At 48.1% G+C, this 12,764-nt stretch carries 9 protein-coding genes; 1 reads left to right on the plus strand and 8 read right to left on the minus strand.

Annotated features, from left to right (window positions below; translation table 11 throughout):
- Positions 1–158: 158 nt before the first annotated feature.
- The 4 genes from F3J41_RS22165 to F3J41_RS22180 all read right to left on the minus strand — a co-directional run bounded on the left by F3J41_RS22165 (position 159) and on the right by F3J41_RS22180 (position 3,311).
- Positions 159–779: a ParA family protein gene (locus tag F3J41_RS22165; RefSeq protein ID WP_166712467.1), complete on the minus strand. Its 621-nt coding sequence runs from the start codon at positions 777–779 to the stop codon at positions 159–161.
- Between the two features lie 272 nt (positions 780–1,051).
- A complete protein-coding gene (locus tag F3J41_RS22170) occupies positions 1,052–1,828 on the minus strand; it encodes a site-specific integrase (RefSeq protein WP_166712469.1) in 777 nt (258 codons plus the stop codon).
- A complete protein-coding gene (locus F3J41_RS22175) occupies positions 1,825–2,355 on the minus strand; it encodes a hypothetical protein (protein WP_166712471.1) in 531 nt (176 codons plus the stop codon). The genes F3J41_RS22170 and F3J41_RS22175 overlap by 4 nt, the downstream gene beginning before the upstream one ends.
- Positions 2,352–3,311, minus strand: coding sequence for a hypothetical protein (locus F3J41_RS22180; protein ID WP_247656320.1), 960 nt, complete (start codon positions 3,309–3,311; stop codon positions 2,352–2,354). The genes F3J41_RS22175 and F3J41_RS22180 overlap by 4 nt, the downstream gene beginning before the upstream one ends.
- Positions 3,312–4,067: 756 nt before the next feature.
- Here F3J41_RS22180 and F3J41_RS22185 point away from each other — a divergent pair.
- On the plus strand, positions 4,068–4,250 hold the full coding sequence (locus F3J41_RS22185) for a hypothetical protein (RefSeq protein WP_166712473.1): 183 nt from the start codon (positions 4,068–4,070) through the stop codon (positions 4,248–4,250).
- Here F3J41_RS22185 and F3J41_RS22190 read toward each other — a convergent pair.
- From F3J41_RS22190 to F3J41_RS22205, 4 genes are read right to left on the minus strand one after another with little or no spacing between them, the layout of a single operon-like run.
- Positions 4,247–5,419, minus strand: coding sequence for an MFS transporter (locus tag F3J41_RS22190; RefSeq protein ID WP_166712475.1), 1,173 nt, complete (start codon positions 5,417–5,419; stop codon positions 4,247–4,249). The two genes, F3J41_RS22185 and F3J41_RS22190, sit on opposite strands and share 4 nt — an antisense overlap.
- A 51-nt stretch (positions 5,420–5,470) precedes the next feature.
- Positions 5,471–6,349, minus strand: a complete 879-nt coding sequence (locus F3J41_RS22195) for an alpha/beta hydrolase (protein WP_166712477.1) — start codon at positions 6,347–6,349, stop codon at positions 5,471–5,473.
- Positions 6,342–6,737, minus strand: a complete 396-nt coding sequence (locus F3J41_RS22200; protein ID WP_166712479.1) for a RidA family protein — start codon at positions 6,735–6,737, stop codon at positions 6,342–6,344. The genes F3J41_RS22195 and F3J41_RS22200 overlap by 8 nt, the downstream gene beginning before the upstream one ends.
- Complete coding sequence (locus F3J41_RS22205; protein WP_166712480.1) at positions 6,724–12,744, minus strand: non-ribosomal peptide synthetase; 6,021 nt, start codon at positions 12,742–12,744, stop codon at positions 6,724–6,726. The genes F3J41_RS22200 and F3J41_RS22205 overlap by 14 nt, the downstream gene beginning before the upstream one ends.
- Positions 12,745–12,764 lie beyond the last annotated feature (20 nt).

Consider the following 12,764-nt stretch of genomic DNA (forward strand, 5'->3'; position numbering starts at 1 on the left):
CATGAGTGCATGAGTGCATGAGTGCATGAGTGCATGAGTGCATGAGTGCATGAGTGCATGAGTGCATGAGTGCATGAGTGCATGAGTGCATGAGTGCATGAGTGCATGAGTGCATGAGTGCATGAGTATCATTAACACTCATATGTGTATATACTCAATCACTCAACACTGCTAACTATCTCTTTTGTAAGGATTTCTATTTCACCCTTCGCTGCACCATCATTGGATTCAAACACACTGTCGCCATCAAGAATTGATTTTACATACACCTGCCGCTGAGTAATTGCAGTGCGAAAACATTTAACGCCGGTATCCTTGATGCTTTCTTTTAGAACATTGAGCATGGTTGCCTGCTCAATTTTTCGAGTGATCAGGAAACGGGCTTCAACTTTCCGGCTGTATGCTTGCGCTTCAAGCACCGTAACAACACTGCCAGCTGCAGAGAAATCTAAAGGACTTGGGGTAACAGGAATTATTACAAGATCGCTGACCATCACGGCAGCGGAGGTGATTACGGAAAGCGAACCAGCACCGTCGACGATAACGTAATCATACTCAGCAAGATCTTTGCGGATTCCATAGACATCTTTTTCTGAGGCAGCTGTATATACATCGAATGCTGCTTTGTCAGACTTACTCCAATTTGTCAGACTCATCTGTGGGTCTGTATCAACTACAGCAATATTGTACCCGCTTCTGGCCATAGCAGTGCTGACATTGATAACAGCAGTCGTCTTACCAGAACCACCTTTTGGGTTCAGAAAAGAAATAACCTTCATGTTAGATAATCCCTACGTTAAAACTCAAATGAAGCTGTGAGTAAATGAGTATAGAGACTTAAAGCGCATGAATAAAGATATTTTACACATTAACTCAAAAACACAAATGAGTATACACTCAAAAAAACATGTCTATGTTATTGATAAAAAAGAAGCAGGGCAACCTCATTTTACTCACTTGAGTAAAAACACATATGAGTTTTAACTCAAATGATATTCTGAAGATGCAGTCATTTATAAACGAAAAACAAATTAACGTACCACACCCGTTGTCATCCTTTTCTCAGCATCGCCACAGCCTCATTGCCCGACATCTGAAACTGCACCCGGTGGCGCGCCGCAACGTCCAGCGCAAACACTCTGGTGTAAATCTCCGTCGACTTGATGCTTTTATGCCCGAGCAGGCTCTGCAGCGCCTTGAGCGGCGTGCCGGCGTACAACATGTGCATGGCGTAGCTGTGCCGGAAGGTGTGCAGGGTTACGGGAATGGAGAATGTCACGCCTTCTGAAGCCGCCGCGCTGACCGCTTCGTTCAGCCAGGTCCGGGCCGTCCTGTCGGTGATCTCCCACAGCCGCACCCGTTCCATCCGGCCCGCGATTTCACTGCGCCGCTCCAGCGGAATGCGCAGGGTGGCGATCATCATCTCAAGCTGGTTAACGTACTGCGCGTCGGACAGTGGCACCAGGCGGTGGGGCACGGCCCCGGCGGGCAGGCGTCCGGCGCGGCGCTCCGCCTTTGCCACGCGCTGCTTGAGCGTAGCCAGCTGCACGAAGGGGTACTGCTGGTGCAGTAGGAAGTCTCCCCGCGTCAGCGCCAGCGCCTCGCTGATGCGCGCGCCGGTGTTCCACAGCGTGGTGAATAGCATCTTGCGCCGCAGGTCAGGCATGAAGTGGAGCAGGGCGCTGACCTCTGGCGCCAGCAGATATTTTGGCAGGTCGTCGACCAGCGCGGCCATCTGCCGCAGCGCAAGCGCGGCCGGATAATCAATCGCAACCGGCAGCTGCGGAACAGGTGCCTGTGGATGGTAAGACGGCAGCGTTATGGTCATTCCTGCTTTTCCTTGTGACAGTAAATCGGTGGCTCGCCAGGCTTGTGAGCCACATATGACGGAAAATCTGTAATTTCCGTTTCGCTGTATGGGCTGAATTGTTCCCCTACGGATAGTCGACGGCGCATTCCCTCAAGAACGGTTTTCTCAGCGGCTGGCCCTGCCCCCGGCATTGTGACCGACATGCTGGCAGGATCGACTATCGAATAGTGGCCCATTTCATCTTTTCGCTGTGTGAATGTATAGGTCAACGTCAGGCCGGGAACGTTATCTCCCTGCGAAATCCACGCTGCAGTGGCACGATAAATGGTGTGCGCTGTTGTACGGCATATAACTTTCCCCCTGACTTCAAAGCGGGTCGGCAGGATGTTATATCCGTCTCCGGGCAGGTCCTGAATACAGACCTCGGTACTTCCCGGGGAATAGGCATCGTCCAGCCGTGAGGCTTCCAGATAAGTCGCGGCGTCGGCACGGGAAGATATGCCGGCCAGCAGCACTATGCAGCAGAACAGTGCTGGCAGGTTCATACCGACTGTAACCCTTTTTCGGACCCTGCTATGTTATCGCTCGCTGTCTTTTCGTAGACACCGAAGGGCGTTTCCCCGATCTCCTTTAACAGGGATGCCCAGCCGTTGCTGAACCAGTCGTCCGGATCTTCGCCGTTAAAAACCTGCTGTAACCAGCGGGCGGACGAACGGCGTGTCGAGTCCTGAAAGTAGACATGATGATGCTGACCAATAACGCTCCAGAATCCAAAGTTCTCGTGCTCGGGCGTCCAGTCAAAGGTGTTAATAGATAGCCGGGCACCTTCTGTTTTGAGAAGAAGAAGGAATCTTTTTAAATTCCCGTAACCGCCGCTTCCCATGCCGCTGCGCAGATGAAATTCATTGATGACGCCAGGCGTGATCCGTTTTGTCTGCAAATCTTTACGTAATATGAGCAGCGTGCCGTCGTGCATACCGCCACTTATTCTCAGAAACTCAAACGTGTAATCGCTTTTACTGCCGGCAGGAAAGAAAAACTCCCGATAACCCACAGAACGAATGTCAACAAACGGAAAAGGCTGCCCGCTCTCTCCCAGCAGCCAGTCGGCAGATGCGTCACAGTGATGAGCGATTCGGTCTGCAAGCTCAAAAGTCAGCTCCTGTCGCCCCGCCATAATGTCCATCAGAACGCCCGGAGAGGTATCCAGCAGCCTGCCGAACCGGACCAAGTCAAAGGTGTCCAGCGGCCTGGCGCCGGCATACTCCCGGAGATAATTGTCGGCCATCAGCCGGTCAAACAGCCACTTCAGTCGCTGCCCCGTCTCACATTGCCACTGTTCCCGCTCGGAGAGAACAGACCCTTCCTGATCAGCTGGCTGATAATACTCCCGCAGGGCCGTCCGGATTTCCCCTTCCAGCGAACGCTCATTTTTCATTGCTGATTGCTCGATGCGCTGATAAAGCGCGTCGTCAACATTTCTGGCCTGAATTTTTGCCATGACTCAATAATTCCTCTTTATATACGCAGCAGACACCAAGCTGGAAAAAAAACATCAGCACGCGCCATGTTAAAGATTTTTTTACCAGCGTATGCAATATGAGTCAATAAGCATACATTAAGATAGTGCGCACAATGATAACCATTGAAACTGTTTCAACTCAAAATTGCCGCATCACCCGCTGCGTCGGATCCGCTTTATGCCCACTATAGCACTTTTCCGGAAGCACAGCGCGGCGGCGGGGCGGGGCAAAGCCCGCATTGTCAGAACTCCTCCGCAGCCAGAACCCTACATCTGGTAGCCATACCATCTGAATAAGCCACTATATGTAGTGCCTTGCGCGGAAAACCGCCCCCGCACCTGAAAGATCCGGTTCTACCTTTTTCCGGATCTTCAGGATTTAACAAAAGGCAAGAGAACAGAATGTAGTGAATAAAGCAGAAAAATAGCCGAAAAGGAATAAATAAGCATACAGGATACATTTTCCTCCTGTTACGTTAAATCTTCATCTGTTGAGCCCAAATGGCGGCCTGTGGCACTGGGCTCATAGCAGGCTGTTCTAGTCGAAAAGATTCACGTACCATGATAAGGTACGGAAAATTCAGTTAGAACGCATTAGAAGTAATTTTGGGCGCTCGTACCCTGCACATGAACTGCAGGCCGACTTCGGAATTACATCGCACATCAAATTATGTGACGTTACCCTGCCGAAAGCAGGATCACCGCCAGAAACCAAGTTCGTCTCCGGAGGTTAATATGCTGGTCGGCAGCACAGTGAAAGTTAAAGGAAGTCGTCAGAAAGAATTAACCGTTCTCGAAAAGAATGGTGATAAAGTCGTTTGCGGATGGCATGAAAAAGGGGTATTTATGAAAAAAGAATATGAAGTCGAGGAGCTGACGATCCTCGCTCCTCCCGGTGTTATCAGCAGCATATTTTAACCTAATACACTACGCATCATCCTGTTTCTGAGGGCGAGTCCGGCAAACGATAAGAAAGCGGACAGCCCCCCATAAATCACAAAGGTATAAGCCAGACCCAAATTTTTCACTGCGGGCTCTGCGAGCACTGGCGAAAGAAACTGTCCCATATAAATAGCGGTAATAAGCACCGGAATAAAAACCTTCCTCGTACTATTGTCCGTCAGGGTCACAACCAGAATGCTAAATCCTGGAACGTTCAAGCCTAACCCTGCTCCGGCAAATACCAAAGAAATGAGAATTAAGGGCCCTGAATGACTCAACCCGAGCAGGAGAAGACCAACTCCAAGGAAAGCGAATCCGCTTGTTATTCTGAAAAAGTCATCGCTCAGAAAATTAATTTTTAATGATACAACAGATGTTAAACACCATATCCCGCACACAAAAGAAAGGTAAAAACCGACCGGGAACACATGAGCGTTATTCTGCGTGAGAGTGCCTACGAAATAAGGAAGCAGGGTCGGAATCGAAAAATAAAAAATCATATTCAAAAAAGCCAGGCAACATATAATCATTACTCCGGAAGAATCGAAGTTTTTTCGCACACTCGACTTCGTGGTTTCATTTTCAGCAATAAAACTCTCCGCACCTCTTTTTATGAAAAATATGACTCCTGGTAAAATAAGAAGGGAAACACAGTATATGAAAAAAGGGAATTTCCAGTTCAATGTTGCAACATAGCCACTGAGTGATGAGATGAGTATATTAGACCCCGCCATAAAAGCAGATTGCTCGATAAACTTTGTTTTAATATCTTTTTTGCTTTCTGTATCTGCCAGATAAAAAGTAACGCCATACATCAGAACTGCGACAGCAACACCAAGAAAAAAACGAGATATTAAAAGAGCGGATGCACTGTTTATAAAATAACCCGCCACACCAAAAATGGTGTAGCCCATCAGGCCATAAATAAGAAGTGTTTTACGGTCTAGCTTTACTCTGATTAAACTCAGAAATACACCGGTTACTGCAGTTGAAAAAGCTGGTAACGTCAGGGTGATACGGTAAAGAAATTCTGCGCTGATGCCATTTATTCCCTGAGTGTAGTTAAAATCTGGCAGTGATGGCGCAACAATTGTCGTTCCCGTTATCGTCAACACGCTTATGCAATAAAGAAATAAGTTTTTCATAAGGAATTACTTTCCTGCGCAGGCTGGGCGTCTCGCCCAGCCTGCGGAAGTTTAGCGAATAAATGTATGAATATAATTAACTATTTGTTCGGCTGCGGTAAACTGAATGGCATGATGCCCACTCAGCCAGATAATTTCAGTTTTATTATCTCCGTATCTGCGTTGCAAATATTCGGCGACTCCCTGATTATTTACAAGCCTGTCTTCATTCGCAAGAATGCATAAGACACGCATATTCTCTGCTGAAGAGATTAGCTCTGAACGGGATAAGTCGGCCAGTTCCTGCCAGACATCTATCGTGTTCATCGTCACATTTCTTAACAGGAGATCATCCGCTTCCATAAGTTTCTGAAGCGCTTCGTCATCAGTGAAGTCTTCTACCGCCAGAGGGACCGGGAAATAATCAATATCACGTGGAGATTCAAACTGAATATTCTTCAGGACCTGCTTAACGCTGTGTGTCGTCCTGACAAGAATATCTCCGTAGCGCTCAGTAAACCTGAAACCTGGTGTAATCATAATCAGGCTTGAAATGTGCCCCTTAATATCAGGGTGCGCCGCTACCAGGGATGCAATCTGCCCACCAAAACACCACCCTGCCAGGTGGATATTACGACCGTTCCCAGCCAGTTCGCGGAGAAGGATGACAACATCTTTTAACTCCTGCTCAACTGAGACAAGATGGCCGCGGCCATCTCTGTTTAGCCCCGAACCGCGCCGGTCAACGGCTATAAACCGGCAGGTTGTCTGCTTTGTAAACGCAACGCCAAGGGGATACTGCCAGCCTGAATGGCTGACTCCGCCATGAAGCATAACCACGATATCGTTCGCCGCCTCATTTCCCCATGAGCGGTAATGCAGCCGATAACCATCCGACGAGGCGTACGTGTGTACTGCGGAATTGCCAAAACTCAGAAATTCTTCAATCATGCTGTTTTCCTATTGCTGATACATCAATTTCAACAAGCAGATCCGGTCTCGCCAGGCCTTTTACGACTACCATCGTCATGCAAGGACGATGCTCTCCGAGCCAGCCAAGCAGAAGACTGTTCCTTATCTCAGGCGCTAAAATTTTTTCACTCCAGAAGAAGGTCATTTTTATAATGTCCTTGATGTCGGTTTCATGAGCTTCCAGGATCTCCTGAATGTTCTGGAGCGCAATCCTGAGCTGTTCGTCCTGTTTTCCGGGAACATAACCATCCTTACGCATGCCGATCTGCCCGGACAGGATCAATAAAGATTCAGCCGAAGACACCAATGCAGAATGGCTGTAAGCCCCTACCGGAGCATGGATACCATCTGGATTAACCAGCTTCATATGTTCCATCCTTTTCGAAGGCGGCTATGATCTCATCATTGAGAAGCTTAAGCTGTACACATTCAGCAGCAGGATTGGCCGCTACCGAACGCGCGGTCTGTGTGTACAATGCGGCCATCATTTCCAGGTCTCTGATACTCAGCGTTTCAGCCTTGCCATTAAGGGTTAAAACGACTTCATTCAGACTGAGATCAAAACCTGCGTTCACGAGCAGGCCGAAGTGCGTGTGTTCAAACCACATAGTCCGGCGCAGCGGATTAGCCTCATCTGCCGCTGACGCAGAGGAAGCAACCTCCTGATAGTTAGTAAACCGAGTAAAGTTGAAGCAGGTAGCCTGGTAACTTTGATGGGCCGAGAGGCCATTAATTTTGGTGAAGGAGAAGCGTTTATAAGGCAACGCTCTGTTTTCGAAGTCCTTCAGGTTCAGAGCAACCTCCCGAAATGTCATATCGGAGAGATTACATCTTACCGGCTGGAAGTTGAGAAACATGCCCAGCGTGAGATGCGAATCAAGCTCATCCGTTCTTCCGCCAGTGAAGGCCGATGTTATCAGATCGGTTGTTCTGAAAACTGCATTTAAAACAGTAAAGTGCACCGCCAACAGGATATGCTTAAGCGATACGTTAACAGCGGCGGCCATATTGGTCAGCGCCAGTGTAATTTCAGGATTCAGCGAAACTTTCAGTTCTGACCACCGGGAAGAATCTGCCTCTGCCGACCGTTTTGTTCCATTAAACGGAAGCTTTAGCTTTGGCTCGTCGTAAAGTGTATCAATCCAGAACGCCTCAGCCTGTCCGGACTCAGACTCGGCTTTGCTCAGCAGACAGTAGTCTCTGAAAGCAGGTACCTTCTGAGGTGCCGTAGCTGTTGGCGCAGCTGACAGTGTCGCCTGATAGCGTGCTACAAACTGCTTGATCAGGTGCGACAGGCTGAATCCATCGAGAATGGAGTGGTGGAAGCTGAGCGTAAGAACAAAGGTATCTTCCGAAATTTTATGCGTGAAGAAACGAACAAGCCCGGTATCGCTGAAGATAAAATCGCGGCATTTTTCCTCTTCAAACCATCCCGAATAAACATGGTGCGCATTCAGCTTACCGTGCCCGCTGATATCAAAATGGTGGAAATTCAGCATTCCCCTTTTGTGAACCTTCTGCAGAGTTATCTCGCCCTCTACCATGATCAGGCTCGTGCGCAGAACAGGGTGTTCCGCCATTAAATCCGTCAGTACTCGTCTGATGACGTCCGGCTGGCACTGAAGGCCAAACTCATAGCCGAAAACGTCATGATAGGTGGCATAGCCGGCCTCCTGCAGAGAGGCATCAACCATGAGCTTCTGAGTATCAGTCAGGGGGTAAATATCCTCGGCATCACTGTCTGAACGCAGCGATTCAGGAATGGAAAAGAAATAGCCAGGAGATGGCTTGCCCTGCTCTGAAGATTCAGTTGGCTGTTCGCCAGCCACGGCAGTCATCAGCTCCGTCAGACTGGACGAGCCTACAATGTGTCTGAGGCTAATGGAATGACCCGCTTTCCTGAGCAAAGCCGCTATACGCAGCGCAGAAATAGAGTCTACTCCGTGTGCGTGATAGTTCTCGTCGTGTGAAAACGTACTTCCCGTCACATTAAAGAATACATCTGCCACTACTCTCGGCACAGAAATCAGTTTTTCCTGCTGACTCATCCGTCGGAATTCAGACAGATACTTCTGAACAAACTTTTTATTCACTTCAGTACTGTGATAGTTAACCGTCACGCCATATCCTCCCGACAAAGGATCACGGGCAAAATGGATCATCACGGGGAAATTAGTCTGTTCATAATAGCGTGCTTCGCGTACGCGATTCTTTTCGCTACTGTATGCATGGAAATCAGTAAAGTTAAATACCACATCAAAGAGGGAGTCGCGACCTGCGGATTTTAAAATACTGGCAAGCGGATACCGCCTGTGTTCCAGGTCCGCTTTCTCGGCGCTGAATATGGCTGAAATCAGATTCTCTGGATTTTCTTCCACTCCGGCTACGATGAATGGCACTGTATTCAGATAAAGACCGAGTGAGTTAACCGAGCCTTCTTCTTCACCCCGCCCATTCACTACGTTACCAAAACACATGTCACGCTGGCCAGTTGCGCGAGAAAGTGCAAGGTAATGGTAGTACATAGCCGCGGTCTTAAGTGGAACGGTGTATTTTCGACTCAGGCCACGAAGATCTTGAATAAAACGTTCGCTGAGGACAAGCGACTCACTTTCACTGCTGTGTATGTCCACGTCAAGGCCAAAGCCTTTACATGCGCTGTGGCTCGATATATGAAGCCAGTGGTCATACGCAGGTTGTGAATTCATCGCTTCGGCTTCCCGGGCGATAAATGAGGCGTAGCTTATGCCTTCAGCAGATACTTCGTTATCGTTAATGATCTGATTAATGAGGGTAGATACGCTCCATCCGTCCAGAACGGAATGATGGAAATCAAGGGAGAGGGCTTCTGCCACATTGCCTCGTACATGCAGCGTGAATCGCACCAGAGGGCCTGCTTCGAAGTTAAAGGGCTGCTGCCTGCACTGATTTTCCCACGAGTCGAGATGTGCCCTGAGGTCGCCTGCAATCTCACAGTGGTTAATCTGAACACATGGTGACTTTAGCCTGACCTGAACGGGCACGCTGCACGTCGCCAAGTCAAATACGCAATGAAGCTGCTCGTGCGTAGAGACGACAGCTGCAATTTTTTCAGTGATGCCACTGACGCTGATGTGCTCGGTAATGTAGGTAAAAATATCGTGATAAACAGATGAGTCTTCATTAAGCAGGGAATGATAAACCATTCCTTTCTGAAGGATGCTCATTGGCCATGCATCGATTCCTTTATGTTCTATCAGTTTTCTGTCCTGAACAGACAAAAGGGCACTCACGTCTGAATCGGGGCCGGCAGTGTTTCTGAGAGGCTCGCAGGCCGCAATCATCTCCGCGATATTCTGCGCATCATAGATTTGTCTGAGGCTGAGTGATAACCCCTGCTTTTTGAGTTCTGAAATTAGCTTTAATGCCAGAATAGAATCACCGCCGGCGGCGAAGAAATTATCCTGTAGCGTTACAGATTCGGAAGATACGAGCCCGCTTAGTGTGTTGAAGAAAATTTCTTCTTCAGAGCTGCTGAAGGGAGCTTTTTTCACTGTCTTATTCAGTGCCAGAGGAGCAGGCAGAGACTTGCGGTCAAGCTTGCCATTTGCGGAAAGTGGTAAAGCGTCAAGTATATAAAAAGCCGACGGTACCATGAACGATGGTATTTTCTTACCAATATCATTCTTGATCCGCTCAGTGACGTGCTCTGCATCTGACCGGGTGCCCCCGTTCAGAGAAACATATGCAATCAGACGTTTTACCCCCGCCGACTCGTCCAGAATGACCGCTGCTTCCCTGACCAGAGAACAGGAAAGAATAACCGCCTCGATCTCACCCAGCTCAATCCTGAACCCGCGAAGTTTAATCTGGTGATCGGTTCTTCCAAGATACTCGATGTTGCCATCGGTATTAAGCCGTGCAAGGTCGCCGGTTTTGTACATTCTCAATGACTCATCATCATTGATCTTCACCTCAATAAACGTTTTTTCCGTCAGTTCAGGTCTGTTGTGATAGCCTTCGGCAAGCTGCACCCCAGCTATGTACAGTTCGCCCGCCACTCCAATAGGCTGAACCTGATGGGCTTTATTCAGCACATAAAGCTTGGTATTGGCGACGGGCTTTCCAATAGGCACCACATTCCCCGAGTAGTTACTGTTACTTTGCCAGTACGAAACATCAATTGCAGCTTCCGTCGGCCCGTACAGGTTATGAAGCTTTGCATCCAGAGTTTCGTGGAAAGATCTGATGACTTCCGCGGAGAGGGCTTCACCGCTACAGAACACATTGATCAGGCTGAAACATTTTTCTCTGAGGTTATCTTCATCCAGGAATGCATTAAGCATGGAAGGAACGAAGTGCAGAACTGTAATACGCTTGTCCCGGATAAGGTCGCTCAGGTAGTTCGTATCACGATGTCCTCCCGGAAGAGCAATTACAATGCGTGCACCTAACATAAGTGGCCAGAAGAATTCCCACACCGATACGTCAAAGCTGAAGGGAGTCTTTTGCAGCACACGGTCCTTGGAGTCCAGACCATATTGCTCCTGCATCCAGTAAAGCCGATTAAATAATCCCTGATGGGTATTCACTACGCCCTTAGGTTTTCCCGTCGAACCGGAGGTATAAATCATATATGCTCTGCTGTCCGGACGAAGATGGGGTGGGGTACTAGGGTTCTGCTCGCCGGTCATGCTGTTCGCGATAAGCGCCGCATCAATAGTAAAAGCCTCTGCATCATACTGCTGCAGTGCGGAGAGAAACTTATCCTGGGTCAGGATCACCTTTACGCCAGAATCGCTTACCATGTAGTCAATGCGGTCCTGTGGGTACTCCGGGTCAATGGGTACCCATGCCTTGCCTGCCCTCATAACCGACAAGAGCGCTACCGTCATATCAAATGAACGTTCCATAAAGACGCCGATAAATTCTGTAGCGGTTTTATCAATGAGCCAGCTGGAGAGGCTGGCTGTCAGAGTATCAAGCCTGCCATAAGTCATCGTGCGGTCACCAAACTCAAGCGCAACCGAGGATGCACGGTCTTTCATCACTTTCAGGATTGTTTCAAGGACATTGCTTGGAGGATAATTTTTATCTGTGGCATTCCAGTTCTCAATTCTGATTCTTTCCTCGGAGGGTAGTATATTCAGTTGCGCGAGGGGCTGCGTTGGGTAGCGTAGAGATGAATGTATCAGGGTTTTAAAATGGGTGAATAGTCGGTCAATCGTTTCGTCCCTGAATACTGCATGACTGTATTCCATGCCTAAAACGAACCCCTCCTCTCTTTCATGGATATTGATGAGCAGGTCGAATTTCACGTCACGCCGTTTAATGCTGATGGTCTCGGCGAAAACATCTTCTCCAAAGCAGACGGGGCTGCTTTTACCCTGCCACGATAGCATCGTCTGGAAAAGTGGATGAACGGAGGGATCCGACTTAAAATCTAAAGATTTAAGAAGAACGGGAAAGGGAAGGCGCTGATGTTTGAGAGCATCCTTGATATTGCAATCGGTGAGATTTATCAGCCTTGAAAATGAGAGGTCATCGGTGAAATCAAAATGAAGAGCAAGAGTGTTGACAAAGCAGCCAATGGTTGAAAATTCCTGACTGCTGTGCCTGTTAAGAACAGGAATGCCTATATTCAGGGAATCCTGTTCACTGTAACGGTAAAGAAGCGCCGCATAAAGTGCCAAGAAAACAGTATACACAGAGACGTTATTCTCAGCTGCATAGCGCTTAATATTCTCAGTCGCCTCTGGATCAAGATTGTATTCTGCGGAAGTGCCTTTCATATCCGTGGCAGTTTTTCTAATGAAATCAGTCGGCAGCTTCAGGTTGTCAGCTACATTCTTATGCTGATCTTTCCAGTATTCAAGAGATGCAGTCATGAAGCCGTCAGAGAGGTCAGCATGTTCTTTAATAATAGACAAGGTAACATCTCGCTTTCCAGGCGAATCAGGATTTTCACCTGAGTTAACAATCCGCTGAAATTCTGCAGATAATTCCCTGAAGAACAAATCGAAGGACCAGCCATCCATGATCGCATGATGTGCGGTAAGATTGAGCAGAATAGCACCATCACTAAGGCATTGAATAATGTCGAAACGGAAAAGAGGCCCTTCATAAAGATTAAACGCAGTGTGAATCTTTTCTTCAGCCAGCTTTATGGCAGCCACCTTGTCTTCAGATTTACTGATAAAGATGAAAGATGAAAAATCATAATCTCCCTCACTGAGCCACAACTCTCCCTCCACTGGATGCAGATGAATGTTAAATGCACGATGCGAGGAAAAAACGCTTGAGGCGGCTTGAGCCAGAATATCAATATTACTTTTTCCGTTAACATAAATCGTACGATATTCATTGTACGCGGTGCTACCTTCACCAAACTTCAAGGACGATTTCCAGATGCTCT

The sequence above is a fragment of the Pantoea sp. Ap-870 genome (assembly GCF_011752515.1).
Taxonomy (GTDB): domain Bacteria; phylum Pseudomonadota; class Gammaproteobacteria; order Enterobacterales; family Enterobacteriaceae; genus Pantoea; species Pantoea dispersa.

Excerpts from the sequence above, each read along its gene's own strand:
- F3J41_RS22185 (WP_166712473.1), top strand. The coding sequence starts at position 4,068 with ATGCTGGTCGGCAGCACAGTGAAAGTTAAAGGAAGTCGTCAGAAAGAA.
- F3J41_RS22200 (WP_166712479.1), bottom strand. The coding sequence starts at position 6,737 with ATGAAGCTGGTTAATCCAGATGGTATCCATGCTCCGGTAGGGGCTTAC.
- F3J41_RS22170 (WP_166712469.1), bottom strand. The coding sequence starts at position 1,828 with ATGACCATAACGCTGCCGTCTTACCATCCACAGGCACCTGTTCCGCAG.
- F3J41_RS22180 (WP_247656320.1), bottom strand. The coding sequence starts at position 3,311 with ATGGCAAAAATTCAGGCCAGAAATGTTGACGACGCGCTTTATCAGCGC.
- F3J41_RS22165 (WP_166712467.1), bottom strand. The coding sequence starts at position 779 with ATGAAGGTTATTTCTTTTCTGAACCCAAAAGGTGGTTCTGGTAAGACG.
- F3J41_RS22175 (WP_166712471.1), bottom strand. The coding sequence starts at position 2,355 with ATGAACCTGCCAGCACTGTTCTGCTGCATAGTGCTGCTGGCCGGCATA.
- F3J41_RS22195 (WP_166712477.1), bottom strand. The coding sequence starts at position 6,349 with ATGATTGAAGAATTTCTGAGTTTTGGCAATTCCGCAGTACACACGTAC.
- F3J41_RS22190 (WP_166712475.1), bottom strand. The coding sequence starts at position 5,419 with ATGAAAAACTTATTTCTTTATTGCATAAGCGTGTTGACGATAACGGGA.